Source organism: Duganella sp. Root336D2, from assembly GCF_001425005.1.
Taxonomy (GTDB): domain Bacteria; phylum Pseudomonadota; class Gammaproteobacteria; order Burkholderiales; family Burkholderiaceae_D; genus Rugamonas.
Genome location: NZ_LMDB01000036.1, coordinates 187,395 through 204,998, shown reverse-complemented (window position 1 = coordinate 204,998; position 17,604 = coordinate 187,395). Strand labels below are relative to the sequence as shown.

16 protein-coding genes are annotated in these 17,604 nt (G+C 63.9%); 11 read left to right on the top strand and 5 right to left on the bottom strand.

Features of this window, described 5'->3' with window-relative positions; genetic code table 11:
- The first annotated feature begins 28 nt into the window (after positions 1 to 28).
- The 6 genes from dapC (at position 29) to ASD07_RS23450 (ending at position 6,213) form a co-directional block, all read left to right on the top strand.
- Complete coding sequence (dapC, locus tag ASD07_RS23475; RefSeq protein ID WP_055935898.1) at positions 29 to 1,246, top strand: succinyldiaminopimelate transaminase; 1,218 nt, start codon at positions 29 to 31, stop codon at positions 1,244 to 1,246.
- The gene (gene dapD, locus ASD07_RS23470; RefSeq protein WP_055935893.1) at positions 1,243 to 2,064 is read left to right on the top strand and encodes a 2,3,4,5-tetrahydropyridine-2,6-dicarboxylate N-succinyltransferase; all 822 of its coding nucleotides are present in this window, start codon (positions 1,243 to 1,245) and stop codon (positions 2,062 to 2,064) included. The genes dapC and dapD overlap by 4 nt, the downstream gene beginning before the upstream one ends.
- A gap of 24 nt (positions 2,065 to 2,088) precedes the next feature.
- The gene (locus ASD07_RS23465; protein WP_055935890.1) at positions 2,089 to 3,228 is read left to right on the top strand and encodes a PilT/PilU family type 4a pilus ATPase; all 1,140 of its coding nucleotides are present in this window, start codon (positions 2,089 to 2,091) and stop codon (positions 3,226 to 3,228) included.
- A gap of 184 nt (positions 3,229 to 3,412) precedes the next feature.
- Positions 3,413 to 4,183 (top strand): PEP-CTERM sorting domain-containing protein, encoded by a 771-nt coding sequence (locus tag ASD07_RS23460; RefSeq protein WP_055935888.1) that lies wholly within the window; start codon positions 3,413 to 3,415, stop codon positions 4,181 to 4,183.
- A 42-nt stretch (positions 4,184 to 4,225) separates the two neighbouring features.
- On the top strand, positions 4,226 to 5,764 hold the full coding sequence (locus ASD07_RS23455; RefSeq protein ID WP_055935884.1) for a helicase HerA-like C-terminal domain-containing protein: 1,539 nt from the start codon (positions 4,226 to 4,228) through the stop codon (positions 5,762 to 5,764).
- The gene (locus ASD07_RS23450) at positions 5,764 to 6,213 is read left to right on the top strand and encodes a thioesterase family protein (protein WP_200953846.1); all 450 of its coding nucleotides are present in this window, start codon (positions 5,764 to 5,766) and stop codon (positions 6,211 to 6,213) included. Before ASD07_RS23455 ends, ASD07_RS23450 begins: the two co-directional genes overlap by 1 nt.
- Before the next feature lie 9 nt (positions 6,214 to 6,222).
- Here the strand turns inward: ASD07_RS23450 and ASD07_RS23445 are convergent, their stop codons facing one another.
- Complete coding sequence (locus tag ASD07_RS23445; RefSeq protein WP_055935876.1) at positions 6,223 to 7,101, bottom strand: hypothetical protein; 879 nt, start codon at positions 7,099 to 7,101, stop codon at positions 6,223 to 6,225.
- A gap of 118 nt (positions 7,102 to 7,219) precedes the next feature.
- Here ASD07_RS23445 and ASD07_RS23440 point away from each other — a divergent pair, with 118 nt between their 5' ends.
- The 4 genes from ASD07_RS23440 (at position 7,220) to ASD07_RS23425 (ending at position 11,646) form a co-directional block, all read left to right on the top strand.
- A complete protein-coding gene (locus ASD07_RS23440; protein WP_055935872.1) occupies positions 7,220 to 7,573 on the top strand; it encodes an ArsC family reductase in 354 nt (117 codons plus the stop codon).
- A complete protein-coding gene (dapE, locus tag ASD07_RS23435) occupies positions 7,570 to 8,703 on the top strand; it encodes a succinyl-diaminopimelate desuccinylase (protein WP_055935869.1) in 1,134 nt (377 codons plus the stop codon). The genes ASD07_RS23440 and dapE overlap by 4 nt, the downstream gene beginning before the upstream one ends.
- Positions 8,704 to 8,713: 10 nt before the next feature.
- The gene (gene prmB, locus ASD07_RS23430; RefSeq protein ID WP_055935866.1) at positions 8,714 to 9,604 is read left to right on the top strand and encodes a 50S ribosomal protein L3 N(5)-glutamine methyltransferase; all 891 of its coding nucleotides are present in this window, start codon (positions 8,714 to 8,716) and stop codon (positions 9,602 to 9,604) included.
- 71 nt (positions 9,605 to 9,675) lie between these two features.
- Positions 9,676 to 11,646 (top strand): ATP-binding cassette domain-containing protein, encoded by a 1,971-nt coding sequence (locus ASD07_RS23425; protein WP_055935864.1) that lies wholly within the window; start codon positions 9,676 to 9,678, stop codon positions 11,644 to 11,646.
- Here ASD07_RS23425 and ASD07_RS23420 read toward each other — a convergent pair.
- The gene (locus ASD07_RS23420; protein ID WP_055935861.1) at positions 11,616 to 12,086 is read right to left on the bottom strand and encodes a chemotaxis protein CheW; all 471 of its coding nucleotides are present in this window, start codon (positions 12,084 to 12,086) and stop codon (positions 11,616 to 11,618) included. The genes ASD07_RS23425 and ASD07_RS23420 overlap by 31 nt on opposite strands.
- A gap of 127 nt (positions 12,087 to 12,213) precedes the next feature.
- On the opposite strand from ASD07_RS23420, the gene ASD07_RS23415 reads away from it, so the two are divergent.
- The gene (locus ASD07_RS23415; protein WP_055935859.1) at positions 12,214 to 13,239 is read left to right on the top strand and encodes an HDOD domain-containing protein; all 1,026 of its coding nucleotides are present in this window, start codon (positions 12,214 to 12,216) and stop codon (positions 13,237 to 13,239) included.
- Positions 13,240 to 13,284: 45 nt separating this feature from the next.
- Here the strand turns inward: ASD07_RS23415 and ASD07_RS23410 are convergent, their stop codons facing one another.
- The 3 genes from ASD07_RS23410 to ASD07_RS23400 all read right to left on the bottom strand — a co-directional run bounded on the left by ASD07_RS23410 (position 13,285) and on the right by ASD07_RS23400 (position 17,574).
- Positions 13,285 to 15,147, bottom strand: coding sequence for a flagellar assembly protein A (locus tag ASD07_RS23410; RefSeq protein ID WP_229207267.1), 1,863 nt, complete (start codon positions 15,145 to 15,147; stop codon positions 13,285 to 13,287).
- Between the two features lie 48 nt (positions 15,148 to 15,195).
- Entirely contained in the window at positions 15,196 to 17,085 is a 1,890-nt protein-coding gene (locus ASD07_RS23405; RefSeq protein ID WP_156398160.1) for a flagellar assembly protein A, read from the bottom strand.
- Between the two features lie 138 nt (positions 17,086 to 17,223).
- A complete protein-coding gene (locus tag ASD07_RS23400) occupies positions 17,224 to 17,574 on the bottom strand; it encodes a hypothetical protein (RefSeq protein ID WP_156398159.1) in 351 nt (116 codons plus the stop codon).
- Between the last annotated feature and the right edge of the window lie 30 nt (positions 17,575 to 17,604).

The window sequence follows — 17,604 nt, the reverse complement described above, 5'->3', positions numbered from 1 at the left end:
ATCAATGGTTCAACCAGCCGTACGCGCCATGAATCCACATCTCGACAAGCTGCAGTCCTACCCGTTTGAAAAACTGCGCCAGCTCTTCGCCGGCAGCACGCCCAACCCCGCTTTCAAGCCGATCAGCCTGGGCATGGGCGAGCCGAAGCACCCCACCCCGGCCTTCATCCGCCAGGCACTGATCGATAACCTGGATGGCCTGGCCAACTACCCGGTAACGGCCGGCAGCGAGGCGCTGCGCAATGCCATCGCGTCCTGGCTGGAGCGCCGCTACGGCCTGCCGACGCTGGACCGCGCTACCCAGGTGCTGCCGGTGAACGGTTCGCGCGAGGCACTGTTCTCGTTCGCGCAGACGGTGATCGCGCCCGATACCGGCGCGCTGGTGATGTGCCCTAACCCGTTCTACCAGATCTATGAAGGCGCGGCTTTCCTGGCCGGCGCCGAGCCGTATTTCGTCAATTCCGACCCGGCCCGCAACTTCTCCCCGGATTACGACAGCGTGCCGGAAGCAGTCTGGCAGCGCGTACGCCTGCTGTATCTCTGCTCGCCGGGCAACCCGACCGGCGCCGTGCTGACGCTGACCGACTGGGAGCACCTGTTCGCGCTGTCGGAACGCTATAACTTCATCATCGCCGCCGACGAGTGCTATTCGGAGATCTACCATGGCGACGAGCCGCCGCTGGGCGCCATGCAGGCCGCCAATATTCTGGGCCTGACCAGGGAAGGCGAGCCATATGCCCGCCTGGTGGTGTTTTCCAGCCTGTCCAAGCGTTCGAATGTGCCGGGCATGCGCTCCGGCTTCGTGGCCGGCGATGCGCAAGTGCTGAAGAAATTCCTGCTGTACCGCACCTACCACGGCGGCGCCATGGGCCCGCATGTGCAGGCCGCCTCTGTCGCCGCCTGGGCCGACGAAACCCATGTCGAGGAAAACCGCGCACAATACCGCGCTAAGTTCGCCGCCATCACACCCCTTATCCAGGAGGTGCTGGAGGTGCAAATGCCGGACGCCGGCTTCTATTTGTGGGCCGACGTGACCCGCAGCGGCCTGTCCGACACCGAATTCGCGCGCCGCCTGCACGCCGAGTACAATGTCACCGTGCTGCCGGGTAGTTACCTGGCGCGCGACGCCCACGGCAGCAACCCGGGCCGCAACCGCATCCGCATGGCGCTGGTTGCCGAAACCGGGGAAGGCCTGGAAGCGGCGCGCCGTATCGTCCAATTCTGCCAACAACTGAAGAAATCATGAGCATCCAGCAAATTATTGAAGCCGCGTGGGACAACCGCGCCGAGATCAACCCGTCCAACGCCACTGCCGAAGTGCGCGACGCCGTCAGCCACGTGCTGGCCGGCCTGGACAACGGCTCGCTGCGCGTAGCCCAGAAAGAAAACGGCGCCTGGATCGTCAACCAGTGGGTCAAGAAGGCCGTGCTGCTGTCGTTCCGCCTGGAGAACAACGTGGTCATGCCGTCCGACGGCACCATGCAGTTCTACGACAAGGTTCCTACCAAGTTCGCCAACTACTCGGCCGAAGATTTCGCCAAGGGCGGCTTCCGCGTGGTGCCGCCAGCTGTGGCGCGCCGCGGTTCCTTCATCGGCAAGAACGTGGTGCTGATGCCTTCCTACGTGAACATCGGCGCCTACGTTGACGAAGGCGCGATGGTCGACACCTGGGCCACCGTGGGTTCCTGCGCGCAGATCGGCAAGAACGTGCACCTGTCCGGCGGCGTGGGCATCGGCGGCGTGCTGGAGCCAATGCAGGCCAACCCGACCATCATCGAAGACAACTGCTTCATCGGCGCCCGTTCCGAGATCGTGGAAGGCGTGATTGTGGAAGAAAACTCGGTCATTTCGATGGGCGTGTACATCGGCCAGTCGACCAAGATTTACGACCGCACCACCGGCGAGGTATTCTACGGCCGTGTGCCGGCCGGCTCCGTGGTGGTTTCGGGCTCGTTGCCGTCGGCCGATGGCAAGTACAGCCTGTACTGCGCCGTCATCGTCAAGCGCGTCGATGCGCAAACCCGCGCCAAAACAGGCATTAACGAATTGCTGCGCGGCGTATAACCGTAACAAGGAGATACCCAAAAAATGGCTATGGACCGCCTGTTCCAGCTAATGAAGGAAAAAAACGCCTCGGATATGTTTTTCGCCGTAGGCTCGCCGGTGCATTTGAAGATCAACGGTCTTCTGATCCCGATCAACCAGCAAAAGCTCGAGCCCGAAAACCTGGAGGCCTTGCTGGCTGAGGTCTGCTCGCCCGAGCAGCTGGAAGAACTGGACACGTCCAATGAGCTGAACATGGGTATCTCCGTGGCCAACCTGGGCCGTTTCCGTCTGTCGGCCTTCCGCCAGCGCGGCAGCATTTCCGCCGTGTTCCGTTTCGTCCCTGCGGCCATCCCGCCGCTGGGCGAACTGGGCCTGCCGCCGGTACTGGCCGACATGATCATGGAAAAACGCGGCCTGGTGCTGCTGGTCGGCGCCACCGGTTCCGGCAAGTCGACCACCATCGCGTCCATGCTGGACCACCGCAACGAGCTGCGTTCGGGCCACATCCTGACGCTGGAAGACCCGATCGAGTACCTGTTCCGCAACAAGAAGTCGATCGTCAACCAGCGCGAAATCGGCGCCGATGCCAAAGACTTCTACACCGCGCTGCGCAACTCGATGCGCCAGGCGCCGGACTGCATCCTGATCGGTGAGATCCGCGACCGCGAGACCATGGCGTCGGCAATGGCGTACGCGCAGTCGGGCCACCTGGTGCTGGCCACCCTGCACGCGAACAACTCGTACAACGCGCTGAACCGTATCATTTCCTTCTACCCGATCGAGAACCGCCCGGCCCTGCTGCAGGACTTGTCCTCGACCATCAAGGCAATCGTCTCGCAGCGCCTGATCCGTTCGGCCGGCGGCGGCACCCGCACGCCGGCGGTCGAAATCATGGTCAACACCCGCTACATCTCGGACTTGATCGAGAAGGGCGAGATCGGCCAGATCAAGGAAGCGCTGGAAAAATCCCTGTCGCCGGGCTCGCAGTCCTTCGAACAGGCGCTGTACAAGCTGGTCATGGAAGGCGCCATTACCAAGGATGAGGCGCTGGCCAATGCCGACTCCGCCACCAACTTGCTGTGGCTGCTGAACCATGGCGCGGAAGCGCCACCACCTGTCGAGGAAGAAGAACTGAAATCCCCGACCGACGCCTCCTTCACCGAGTTCACCCTGAACTCCTGAGTTCAGGCAACGCGCGCGGCGGGCATTGTTTGCCCGCCGTGTCGCCAATCTTTACACTCAAACCTGGTCCCAACAAAGCTGCAACCATAAGTAACTGAATTCATGGAATTTAGTTATTCGGGTGCATTTCTTGCGTCACCTCCAAACAGCAATCGACTTTGTCGAGCCCGCTCCGGAGGGGATCATGAATTCCTTACTACGCCTGTCCCTGCTGACTTTCTTGCTGTTGAGCGGACCATGGGCCAGGGCCTCGCTGCTGTCGAGTATTTCCTACTTTTCCTGCGGCGCACCGTGCCCTGCCGTGGTCAATTCGACAGCCCAGGACACAACGGCGCTTACTTTCAGCGACCAGTACGGATCGATCCTTGCGCAAGCCGGCTACGGCGTGCTGAAAGCCAGTGTTGACAGCTCATATGCCGCTGCACCGGGCGGCGGCTTCGTCAGCATGAGTACTGGCTCGTCCCTGGCCCAGTTCAGCGACACAGTCACCTTGGGAGGACTTAGCGGCCCACAGGAAGTTACTGTTGTCCTGCATTTCGAAGGCACGCTTGGCGGCGCTGGGGAGGAAACGCAGGGAACTTCCGCCAGCATGACGGTTTCCCTGACTGTCGACGGGCATAATATTGCCCTCGTCGCCGACTGGTTCGGCAACCTTCCCGAACCCCTGGCAAGCGCCAGCAGCCCCGGCCTGAGCGCAACGTTCGCACTGGATTATGGCGTTCCGATTTCACTCGCAGCACTGCTGCAGGTCAGCGGTACTTTCGGCGGCTTTGCCCATTTCGGGAATACAGCGACGCTGGAATTCCTGGTCCCTGAAGGCACCACCATCCAGTCCGGCTCGGGAGCTGAATACCTGGCGACTACGGTGTCGATTCCTGAGCCCGCAACGATTGCGCTGCTATTGATTGGCCTGGCCACGCTGTCCGCAACACGAAGTCGATATCGGCAAGCCTGATGGTATGATCGGAATTTCATATCAACAAGAAATTCTGTCCCTATGAGCACCGCCCTGCCGATCGCCAAAACCGACACCCTTTCCCTCGATTTGCTGTCCAGCCTGGTGAACCGCCACGGTTGCATTACCGGCGCCACCGGTACCGGCAAAACGGTCACGCTGCAGCGCATCGCGCAGTCCCTGTCCGATATCGGTGTGCCCGTATTCATGGCCGACATCAAGGGCGACCTGTCCGGCATGGCCAAGCCCGGCGCGGCGAGCGAGAAAATGGCCAAGCGCCTGGAAGCGCTGAAACTGGAAACCCCGCAATGGGCCGCCTGCCCGGTCACCTTCTGGGACGTGTTCGGCGAACAGGGCCACCCGGTGCGCGCCACCGTTTCGGACCTCGGCCCCACCCTGCTGGCACGCATGCTGAACCTGAACGATACCCAGGAGGGCGTGCTGCAACTGGTGTTCAAGATTGCCGACGACAACGGCATGCTGCTGCTCGACACCAAGGACCTGCGCGCCATGCTGCAGCACGTGGGCGACAATGCCGCCGACTACAAGACCAGCTACGGCAACGTCAGCGCGGCCAGCATCGGCGCCATCCAGCGCGGCCTGCTGGCCATCGAGGAACAAGGCGGCGAGCAGTTCTTCGGCGAGCCGATGCTGAACATCGACGACCTGATTCAAACCGATGCGGCAGGCAAAGGGGTGGTGAACATCCTCTCTGCCGACAAGCTGATGAACGCTCCGCGCATCTACGCGGTATTCCTGCTGTGGATGCTGTCCGAACTGTTCGAAAACCTGCCCGAGGTGGGCGATATCGATAAGCCCAAGCTGGTGTTCTTCTTCGACGAGGCGCACCTGCTGTTTGCGGAAGCGCCGAAAGCCTTGCTGCAAAAGATCGAGCAGGTGGTGCGCCTGATCCGCTCGAAGGGCGTGGGCGTATTCTTCATCACGCAGAACCCTCTCGACATCCCGGAAACCGTGCTGGGGCAGCTGGGCAACCGTGTGCAGCACGCGCTGCGCGCCTATACGCCGCGCGACCAGAAGGCGGTTAAATCGGCCGCGGAGACCTTCCGTCCGAATCCGGCCATCGACGTGGCGCAAGTGATAACCGAACTTGGCGTCGGCGAGGCACTGGTTTCCTTCCTCGACGAGAAAGGCACGCCGCAAATCGTGCAGCGCGCTTTCGTGCTGCCGCCGGCATCGCAGCTCGGCCCCATCACCCCTGCTGAGCGCCAGGCCGCGCGCGACAACTCGGTCGTGGCGGGTGTGTACGAAAAAGCCGTCGATCGCGAATCCGCTTACGAGAAGCTGACCGGCCGCGTGAGCGGCGCCGGCGCCAGCCCTGCGCCAGCCCCGGGCGGCCGTGCCCCGATGGGCCGCGGCACCGCACAGGCGCCGGCCGAAGCGCCGGCAGACAGCGGTGGAGGCTCCATCTTGGGCGACGTGCTGGGCGGCCTGTTCGGCGGCAGCAGCAAGCGCGACACCGCCGTGCAGGCCATGGTCAAATCCGCCGCCCGCAGCATCGGCTCGCAAGTCGGCCGCGAAATCATCCGCGGCGTGCTCGGCTCCATCCTCAAGAAGCGCTGATGGCGCAATCGGCAGTTTGCTGGGATCGGCCGGCGCCCTTCATCGTGCCCGTCACGCCGCGAGCGGGCGATATCGATGGTCTCGGCCACACCAATAATGCGGTCTACGTGCGTTGGTGCGAGGAAGCTGGCTGGGCGCATTCCAACGCACTTGGCCTGACGCTGGCCGATTACAAACGCCTGGATCGCGGCATGGCGATCCGCCGCAGCGAGTTCGATTACATCTTCGCCACGAACGAGGGGGAAGAGCTGCTGCTCGGTACCTGGCTGCTGCCTGGCGACAGTTCCCTTTCGATGCAGCGCTGCTTCCAGCTGGTGCGCCGGCGCGACAACACTACCGTGCTGCGCGCTCGCTGGGAGCTGGTATGCATCGAGCTATCCAGCGGCCGCCCCAAGCGTCGCCCGCCCGAGTTCAGCGAAATATACGTTCCGGCCTTCAGCGCGACCTGAAGCCGCCGCTCAGAATTCAACTTCGAAGTAGACGCGCGCCTGGTGCTGCTCCGCCCATTGCAGGATGGCGCGCACTTCTTCCAGCGCTGCCAGCGTGGCCTTTTTAGCCGGCAGCTTTTTCGTCGAAGCGCCAATAGCCGCCAGCAGTCCATCCACCGCTGCCAGCACTTCCGCAGCCGGCGCGCCGTCCTCTTCCGCCTGGCCATCAATGCCGACGTAGTTGGACAGCGGCGCCAGCCCCTGCTCCGCGCTGATCGATTCGAGCTTGCTCCAGGCACGGCCAAGTGTCGCGGCATCCATATCGCGCTGCATTGGGCACTCTGGCTGGGAGACCAGCCACATTGGCATGCTCGCAGTGCGGAACATTTTGGCCGCATCGAGCCGGCGTTGCGCCAGGCCGGCGTTGTAGGCCGGATCGTCAATTGCCGCGGCCCAGGCATCGGCGAAGGCGTCCTCCAGCTCCAGCATCTGCCGCACATCGTCAATAATGTCCGGCGGGGCTGCGGAAAGGCTGCTGCGCCGCGATACCGTCACCGCGCCAAAATGCGACAGGCCATGCACCTTCAGCACGCCCTTGGCGCCGTCCTGCTTTGCGTAGTAATGGTTGACTGTCTTGTCCAGGTCCTCGCGGCGCGGGCCCATTTCATTGATGGCCTTGACCTTGGCGTCGCTATAAAACTCGCCCCGGGCATGGCGGCGGGCGTTCATCAGCTGGCTGTGCGCTTCACGCTTCACCTCCAGTTCGGCGCGCAGCGCCGCCAGGCGTTCGATGGCGGCGCGTTCGCCCTCGGATGCGGCGCGCGACAGCGCCAGTTCCAGCGCCCGCTGTTCCAGGTAATGCGAATTGGAAGTGTCAATTTTCGCTTCGGTCCTGGTCGGGGCAGTCATGCAGCTGGTCCTTTGATGATCTTCAGTAACATTAGCAAAACGTACACGGCTTGTCCCCCCCTGTGCCACGATATAATGTCGTCCTTCGGCTGCAGCGCGGCCCCAGCACAACTTCTCGATGATAATTCTCTACGGCATCCCCAACTGCGACACGGTCAAGAAAGCCCGCGTATGGCTGGCTGGCCAGCAGCACGACTTCACCTTCCACGACTTCAAGAAACAGGGCCTGGAGGAAGCCACCGTGCGCACCTGGCTGAAAACCCTGGACTGGGAAGTGCTGGTCAATAAGAAGGGCACCACCTGGCGCGCCCTGCCCGACGAGCGCAAGGCTGCCGTTACCGGCGCCGATGCTGCCGTCGCCCTGATGCTGGAGAATCCGTCCGTGATCAAGCGCCCGGTCCTGGTTGGCGCCGGCCCGAAAGCGCATGTCGGTTTCAACGACGCCATGTACCAGGAAATTTTCGCGGCATGAGCGCGTCCCGTACCCTCGACCTGACCGAAAAGCTGCTCGGGCGCGAGTCCGTCACGCCGGACGACAAGGGCTGCCAGGACCATTTGAAGTCCTGGCTGGAGCCGCTGGGCTTCCAGTGCGAGACCATCATTTCCGGCGAAGTGACCAATCTGTGGGCGCGCAAGGGCACTGAAAGTCCGGTGCTGGTGTTTGCCGGCCATACCGACGTGGTGCCGACCGGCCCGGTCGAAAAGTGGTCGTCCGAACCGTTCTACCCGACCCACCGCGACGGCAAGCTGTATGGCCGCGGCGCTGCCGACATGAAAACTTCGATTGCCGCCATGGTCGTCGCCTGCGAGGAATTCCTGGCTGCGAACCCTGGGCATAAAGGCTCGATCGCCTTCCTGATCACTTCCGACGAAGAAGGGCCGGCCACCGACGGCACCATCAAGGTGGTGGAAAAGCTGAAGGCGCGCAACGAGGCGATCGATTACTGCATCGTCGGCGAGCCGACTTCCGACAAGACCCTGGGCGACATGATCAAGAACGGCCGCCGCGGTTCGCTGTCGGGCAGCCTGACCATCAAGGGCGTGCAGGGCCACATCGCCTACCCGCAACTGGCGAAGAACCCGATCCACCTGGCCGCGCCGGCGCTGGCCGAGCTGGTGGCGGAAGTCTGGGATCACGGTAATGAGTATTACCTGCCGACGTCCTGGCAGATGTCGAACATCAAGGCCGGCACGGGCGCGAACAACGTGATTCCGGGCGACATGCACATCGACTTCAATTTCCGCTTTTCGACGGCTTCCACGCACGAGAGCCTGCGCGAACGCGTGCATGCCATCCTCGACAGGCACGGCCTGGAATACCAGCTTGACTGGACCTTGTCCGGCCTGCCGTTCCTGACCCCGCGCGGCACGCTGTCCGAGGCGCTGTGCCACGCCATCAAGGATGAAACGGGCGTCGACACCGAGCTATCGACCACCGGCGGCACCTCCGACGGGCGCTTCATCGCCCAGATCTGCCCCCAGGTGATAGAATTTGGCCCCCCGAACGCCAGCATCCACAAGATCGACGAGCACATCGAAGTGCGCTTTATCGATCCGCTGAAGAACATCTACCGCCGCACCCTGGAAAACCTCCTGCGCTAAGAAGAAAACTATGGATACCACCCTGTACACCACCCCGCGCGACCTGATTCGCCACGCAGTCACCCGTTTCAACAAGGCCAGGCTGTTCTTCGGCCACGGCAGCGCCGAGGCTTACGATGAAGCGGCCTACCTGACCCTGCACACCCTGGCGCTGCCGCTGGACCGCCTGGAGCCGTTCATGGACGCGCGCCTGCAGCCGGAAGAAGTCGCCGAAGTACTGGCTGTGATCGAGCGCCGCGCCAACGACCGCGTGCCGGCTGCCTACATCACCAATGAGGCCTGGCTGGGCACCTACAACTTCTACGTCGACGAGCGCACCATCGTGCCGCGTTCGTATATCGCGGAACTGATCCCGAACTACTTCGCGCCGTGGGTCAATGATGCGGAGAACGTGTCGAATATCCTGGAACTGTGCACCGGTTCCGGCTGCCTGGCGATCATGATGGCGGATGCCTTCCCCGACGCCGCAGTCGATGCGGTCGACATTTCCGGCGATGCGCTGGAAGTGGCGCGCAGGAACGTCGACAAGTACGAACTCGCGGACCGCGTGAACCTGATCCAGTCGGACTTGTATGCCAACGTCCCGGCGGGCAAGAAGTACGACCTGATCATCACCAATCCACCGTATGTGAATTCCTCGTCGATGTCCAAGCTGCCGAAGGAATACCTGCATGAACCGCAGATCGCCCTGGACGGCGGCGCCGATGGCATGGACCTGGTACGCAAGATTGTCGCCGGCGCGGCTGAGCGCTTGACCGATGACGGCCTGCTGATCGTTGAAATCGGCAATGAGAAAGCGTTTGCGGAGGCGGCTTTCGGGGAACTGGGCCTGACCTGGCTGACCACCAGCCAGGGCGACGATATGGTGTTCCTGCTTACCGCTGACCAACTGAAACTCTAAACCGGTAGTGCGGTGTCTGGCCTGCGGGGTCCGACACCGCACTGCTGGTTTCAAAGAAACGACCAAAGAAAATGATCCGCTTCATCAACGTCAGCCTAATGCGCGGCCTGAAGCCGCTGCTGGAATCCGCCGACCTGACCCTGAACCCGGGCGACAAGATCGGCCTGATCGGCGCCAATGGCGCCGGCAAATCCAGCCTGTTCGCCATGCTGCGCAACGAGCTGCACCCGGACCTGGGCGACATCGATTTCCCGAAGAGCTGGCGCATGGCCTACGTGGCGCAGGAAACCCCTGCCCTGCCGCGTACCGCCATCGACTATGCCATCGACGGCGACGCCCACCTGCGCCAACTGCAGGCCGAACTGGCGCGCCTGGAAGCGCTGCCGGATTTGCCGGAGCACGGCATCGACATTGCCCACGTCCACGCCGAACTGGCCGATGCCGACGCCTACACCGTGCAGTCGCGCGCCGAGCAACTGCTGCTCGGCCTGGGCTTCTCGCTGGAGCAGATGCAGCAGCCGGTGGCCAGCTTCTCCGGCGGCTGGCGTATGCGCCTGAACCTGGCGCAGGCGCTGATGTGTCCTTCCGACCTGCTGCTGCTGGACGAACCGACCAACCACCTGGACCTGGACGCGATCATCTGGCTGGAAGACTGGCTGAAGCGCTACCCAGGCACCCTGATCATCATTTCCCACGACCGCGATTTCCTCGATGAGATCGTGAACGTGATCGTCCACATCGACGACCGCAAGCTGAAACGCTACTCGGGCAACTATTCCGGCTTCGAGCGCCAGCGCGCGGCGCAACTGGTGCTGCAAGCTTCCGCTATCGAGAAACAGCAGCGCGCCCGCGCCCACCTGCAGTCCTTCATCGACCGCTTCAAGGCCAAGGCCACCAAGGCGCGCCAGGCGCAAAGCCGCATGAAGCAGCTGGCCAGGATGGAAGAACTGGCACCGCTGCGCGCGGCTGCCGAATTCAGTTTCGAATTCCGCGATCCGGTCAGCGCGCCGAACCCGCTGCTGGTGATGGAAGACGTGAACTGCGGCTACCACACCGAGCAAGGCGACAAGACCATTGTGCGCGGCGTGACCTTCTCGCTGGTGCAAGGCCAGCGTATCGGCCTGCTGGGCGTGAACGGCGCCGGCAAGTCGACCCTGATCAAGACCATCGCCGGCGACATCGACCCGCTGACGGGCACCGCCACCACCGGCAAAGGCCTGGTGATCGGCTACTTCGCCCAGCACCAGGTGGAGATGCTGCGCCACGACGAATCGCCGCTGTGGCACCTGCAGAAGATGGCGCCGACCGTGCGCGAGCAGGAGCTGCGCAACTTCCTGGGCAGCTTCAACTTCCCTGGCGATATGGTGACCAGCAAGATCGCCCCGTTCTCCGGCGGCGAGAAAGCGCGCCTGGCGCTGGCCCTGATCGTATGGCAGCGCCCTAACCTGCTGCTGCTGGACGAACCGACCAACCACCTGGACCTGGAAACCCGCGAGGCGCTGACCGATGCGCTGGCGCAGTTCGAAGGCACGCTGCTGGTCGTATCCCACGATCGCCACCTGCTGCGCGCCACCACCGAGCAATTCATCATCGTCGAAAGCGGCCGCCTGCGCGAATTCGACGGCGACCTCGATGAATACAAGGACTGGCTGCTGCAAACCAAGATGGCCAAGCCTGCAGCTGCGGCACCGGCCGCAGCAAATGCTGCCGCCCCGGCAGCCGGCGCAGTCGAGGACACGCCGCTTTCCGCCACCGACCGCAAGGAACAAAAGCGCCTGGAAGCCGAGCAGCGCCAGCGCCTGTCGGCCCAGCGCAAGCCTTTGGAAAATCGCCTGAAAAAGGTGGAAGCCGCCATGGCCCAGCGCAGCGAACAGAAAGCTGCGATCGACTCGGCCCTGGCCGATCCGGCCGTCTACGAAGCTGAAAACAAGCCGAAGCTGAAAACCCTGCTGGCCGACCAGGTCGAGTGCAGCAAGGAGCTGGAGCAGCTGGAAGGCGAATGGCTCGAGCTTCAGGAGCAGCTCGAAGCACTGGCCGCCTGACGCGGGCGCTTCGCCGCGCGCACCGCCATCAGGCGGTCGATATCAAGCATGATCAGCCGGCGCTCGCCGAGCTGTCCCATCCCCAGCAGGTAGTCCACCTCCTCGCCCCCGTGCGGCAGGGGGTGGACTGCGCTCGCCGGCAACGACACCAGGTCGGTTACACCATCGGTCACCATCCCCATCACGCACGTTGAAAGCTGCAGGATGATCACGTCGGTGCGCGGATCGTGCGCCAGCGGACGTGGGCCGAACGCCACGCGCATGTCGACGATGGGCATGATGACCCCGCGCGACAAAGCCACGCCTTCAACGATCTCCCCGCCCGACGCAATGCGTTCGAGCGCACTCAATGGACGCAACTCCTGCACGCGGCGGTAGTCCAGCGCGTATTCAAGGCCGCCCAGGCGGAACGTCAGGTACTGTCGCAGGTCGGCTTCCATATTGCTCCTCTGATTCCGCTGATACGCTGTTCCATCGTACCGTTACGCAACAGCAAGCAGTTTGACCATCCTCAAAGATTGCAGCCTGGGCTACAATGCTTTCATAACAATTGCTGGGAAAGCACCCATGTTCCAATGGCTGAAGCGATTGCTCGCCACACCTGAAAGCCGGCCCCAGCCGGCAGCTCCTGCCGCGCCGGCACGGACAACGCCCACGCCGGCGCCGGTCCCGGTGCTGTCGCCCGCCCTCGAAGGCGGCCCCGATTTCGAACAGAAGGACCTGGTCAACGCCACTTTCCAGCGCTGGCTGTTTGGCCTGCACCAGGACGAATCGCTCGATACCACGGCGCCCGAGGGCCGCGTGCTGCACGAGTTGATCCTGGCCGCGCAGTCGGGGCACAATGCGGCCGACATGCTGCGCCGCATGCCGGGCGTGATCCCGCAACTGCTGCAAAGCCTGCGCAGCGAGAATTTCGCCGGCGCCGACATCGCGCGCAAGATTTCCAACGACCTGGTGCTGGTGGGGTCCGTGCTGCGCCTGGCCAATGCCGCCATCCAGAACAGCGGCGAGGTGACCAGCATCAACAGCGTCGAACACGCCGTGATCGTGGTTGGGCAAGAGGGCTTGCGCCAATTGATCACCACGGTCGCGTTCCGCCCCATCATCGACCTGAATTCGGGCCATTACACCAAGCTGCTGGCGCCGCGCATCTGGGAGCAGTCCGAAAAAAGCGCCGTCGCCTGCCGTATGCTGGCGCCGGAATTCGGCGTCGATCCGTTCGAGGCCTTCCTGGCCGGGCTGGTGGTGAATGCGGGCCTGTTGACTGCCTTGCCAGTGCTCGACAGCGCTGGTGCCAAGCCAGGCGAACTGGGCTCGACTACCTTCCGCGCCCGCCTGGCCAACGAGTCGCTCGCCATTTCGGCCGGCATATCGGAAGCGTGGAATTTCCCGCCCTCGATCACGCAAGCGATCCGCGAACAGGGAACCATGCGCAAGGGGGAACAGCGCACGCCGATGGCGCGCGTGCTGGCGGTGGGCGATTACCTGTCCAAGATCCGGGTCCTGCAAGCCAACCGGGCAATCAACGACACGGACCACAACCTGTTCCACGACCTGCCGCTGGGCGCCATGCCCTGCTACGCTGCTATTTGAAAGTCGGGGTCAGGTCTGGCAATCCGCCAGACCTGACCCCGACTTTCATGCTGCGCTGCCGCTCCAGTCGAACTGGCCGCCGCTGCCGATGAAGAGCGGGGGCTGCGTGCCCAGCGGGGCGCGGACGCGCAGTTTGACTTCTTTTGGCGGCAGCAGGTAGGCCGGCCCGAGGTCGGGATTGAACACCAGTTTGCGCACTACCATGTCGCCGGCCACCATGCGTACCGTGCAGCGCGCACCGCCGACAACCAACAGTTTCTGCTTGTAGACATGCTCACCCAGTTCCTGTTCCTTCTGCTGCGCGGCCTGCGCTTCCTTCATCGCCACTTGCAGCCGCGCCACCATCTTCAGTGACGGGCCGACCTTCAGCGCCATTTTCTGGAACAGCGCCAGCTGCTCCTGGTTCAGCGTGACTTCCTGCTTGCGCACCTTGCTGGCCAGTTGCAGGTAGTTGCGCACTTCCTGGTCGGCGGTGATGGCGTCCATCTGCTCCTTGCAGCGCTGCGCCTGCTGCTCCTGCTTGTCCGCGCGGAAGGCGCATTCGGCCAGCTTGTCGTCGTATTTGCCGGTATCGGGCACCATCACGTGGAGCTGCATTTCGGCCTGCTTGCGCGGGCCGGCGCTATCGATTTCGATGCGGCGCGCCGCAATGGCGCAGCCGGCGGCCAGCTTGATCAGCACCTCGTCGGCCATGATCTCGCAGTTGTAAGCCTCGGTGATGATCACCCGCGAACCGGTAATCACACAGTTCTGCGCCTTGCCCAGCACCACCTCGCCTTTTTTCGCCTGCAGCAGCGCGCCGGAAGCGACGCCCGCCACGCGGATATTGCCGTCGGCGTTGGTCGCGCTGCCGCCCATCAGGTTCTTTTGCAGCGCGATGGTGCCGCCGCGCGAGACGATATTGCCGAAGACGTCGGCATGCACGGTGATATTGCCGCCCTCCACCGTGCGCTGCTCCTGCACTTCGCCGAATTCCTCATAATCGCCGTCGAGCTTGAGGTTGCCCGTGGTGCGCGCGGACACGCCTTCGCGGCTGACGATCTTGGGCCCGATGGAAATGCGCTTGCTCTTGCTGTCGACGTTGATGAAGCCTTCGCGCGAAGACACCAGGTAGTCGACGCCATCATGATGTTCCACCACAGTCCCCTCGCCGGCCACCGTGGCCAGCTCCAGGTCGCGCGCCGGCGGCGGTTCCAGCACGATGCCGGACAGCTCGAAGCCGCGCGTGCCCGCCTGCGGCGGCTCGCGGCGCAGCAGCCGCGCCCGGGCTTTCACTTGCGGGAAGCGGTTCTGGAAACTGTGCAGGTCGAAGCGGCCATTGGCCAGCAGGCGCGGTGCATTGGAGCGGTGGATGCTTTCCGAAACCTCCACGATGGCGGCGTCGCGTCCCGGCACTGGCGGCAGCCTGCGCGCCACGATCAGGCGCGCCACCTTGCCGCTGGCAATGGCCTCGCGCACCGCCGGCGCATCGATGCCGAAGCGGATGCCCTTGGTCCACATATCTGCCACGAACTCGCCGAAATCGAGATGGGCCGGAACCGGCGCCTCGCCTTCGGCTTCAATAAACACCGGTTCGAAATAATATTCCGCCTCGCCGCCGACGATGCGCACCGACTTGTACAGGTCGCGCCGCCCGCTGGGGAATGGCACGACGTCGTCGGCGAAACGCCACAGGGGCTGGCCGTCCATGCCTTCCGGCAGTTCGGGGCCGACGCCGTACACGGCGCGGATGAAGACGCCGTAATCCAGGCCCCGGAAGCAGGCGCCGGACAGGAATACCTGGTTGGCAGCCGCCTGCAGCAAAGCCGCCGGGGCTTCCGCCTTGAAATACACACCATCGGCACGCTGGACCAGCGACGATGGCAGATCGCCAGCCGCCGCGGCGGCCGTGGCAGCGTCTGCAGGCACCTTGTCTCCCGGGTTATCTTCTTGCGCCATTGTACGGCTATCGGCCCACTACGCTACGCTCGCCTCGGCCGGGGCCGCGCCATGCCAGTTTACGCTGCCGGTGGAGCCGGCGAAGATGGCCATGCTATCGAGCCGCGGGCCACGCAGCATGGCTTTGTAATCCTTGGGCTGCGCCATGAAGTTGGCCGCCACCGCCTCGCCCAGGGGCAAGGTCCGCACCAGCACTTCGCCGTCGACCATGCTGACCCGCACCGAGGAGCGGGCGGCGGCATCGCGCTTGAGGGCTTCCAATTCGTCGCGGCGGGCGCGCGCTCCAGCGATGGCATCTTCCGCCACCTTGATCGATTGCACCAGCTGGCCGATCTGCTTGATGTGCGGCGCCACCGCGCCTGCCACTTTCTTCAGGTGCGGCACCTGCGCCGGCGTCAGGTGGATCTCGCCCTTGCGCAGCTTTTCCGCCAGCGTCAGGTAGCTGCGCACCTCGGACATGGCATTCAGGCGGTCGTGTTCCGCGCGCCAGGCAGCAATTTCCACCTCGTGCACAGCGACCTGCTTCTGCAGCGCTTCCAGCTCGGCGTCGTGGCCGGCGACGTCTTTCACCACCACATAGACGAACATTTCGCTGCTCTTGCGCGGGCCGGCGCTTTCCACTATGACGCTGCGGCCGGCGACGGCGCAGCCGATGGCCAGCTCCATATTTACTTCGTCGGCAAAGATCTCGCAGTTGGAGGCTTGCGCGATCACCACCCTGGGCGCGCTGATCACGCAGCTTTCGGCGCGGCCGGTGATGGTGACGGTACCGCAGGCAGTCTGGATGGTGGCGCCAGAGGCCACGCCCTCGATGCGGATGTCGCCCTTTGCATTGATGGCACGGCCGCCCACCAGGTTGCGCCCCAGGACGATGGTGCCGCCACTGGAGTTGATGTTGCCGAACACGTCGCCGTGCACCGTGATGTCGCTGCCGTTCACGTCGCGCAGCTCCTGCACGTCGCCGAATTCTTCAAAGGCGCCCATCAGCTCCAGGTTGCCGGTGGTGCGGCCGGACACGCCTTCGCGGCTGATGATCTTGTCGCTCAGCGCCACCTGCCCGCTTTTCGGGTCGACATTGAGGAAACCTTCGCGCGCGGCTACCAGGAATTCGCCGTCAGGCTCGCGGGCGATGACCGTGCCCTCGCCCGCAAGGCGGCCCAGATCGACGTCATTCGGCGCCAGCGCGGCCAGCGGCTGGCCGGCGATATTGCGGCCCGGCTCCCCCGGCACGCCCGGCAGTTTTTGCAGCAGGCGCATGCCCTGCTTGATCTGGGGGAAGCGGTTCTGGAAGCTGGTCAGGTCGACCGTGCCGTCCGCGCGCTGGCGCGGCGCATCGCTGCGGTGCAGCTCGGACGCCACTTCAACCACGCGCGCGTCCTGCGCCGGGGTCGGCTCCAAGTCGAGGGCCGCCGCCACGCGTTCACCCTTGGGTGCTGCCAGCGCGGCGCGCACAGCCGCCACCTGGATGCCGAAGCGCACATTCTTCAGCCACATATCGGCGACGAATTCGTCGAAATCGAGTTGCGCCTGGCCTTCCGGCAGCAACGTGCCGTCCGACAGCTCCTCGGCCGGCAGGTAAATCGGTTCAAAGAAGTATTCCGCCTCGCCGTCGCGGATCTTGACGTTGCGGTACAGGGGCTTGCGCGCGGATGGAAATGGCTCGAGCCGGTCGCCCAGGCGTACCAGCATTTCGGGATTGGGCGCCAGTTCCGCCCCTGCGCCGTACAGGGCGCGCGCCAGCACCGGGTAATCCAGGCCGCGCAGCACATAGCCGCTGCGGAACAAGGCATCGACCGCGGCGGCCAGTTCAGGCGCGAGCAGGCGCATGTCCAGGTAGACCCCGTCGGGGCGCTGGACTACACCGGCCGGCAGGTTGCCGGCGCTCTCCTGTTGTGCAATTTGGGACAAAGCTCCTCCTCCAGTGCCCTGATCATGGGCGCGCCGGGGCGCGTTGTCTTGCGGGCAATCAATATTACACGCAAAACATCAAATTCCGGAGGTTTTTGGGGCCGAAAGTTTTCCTAACGTTACGTAAACGTCACAAAGTCACCGCCTGCGCGGCAGGGAATACACTTGCTGGCCCGCTTCATTGATCTGGCGGCGCAGGTCGCGGCGTTCGTCGGGGGTCATGCGGCCCGTACGGCGCGAGTCTGCGTTGTCCCGGTCGTCCACCATGCGTGGCGCATCGTCCATCCTTCCTTCATACTGGCGTGGATAGCGCGCCTCACGGGCGTCGTTCATACGATTGTCGCGGAAGTCGCGTGGCGCTTCACGGCGTTCCTGCTGGCGGCCGCGCTGGTCGGACTGCGCTTGCGCGCCGGCCATCAAGGTGCAGCACAGGCCGGCGCACAGCGCCAAAGCCGCTTTGCCCACTCCTGTTTTCGCACCAAGTTTCATCGCCGTCCTCGTCGTACTTGCCGTATCCAT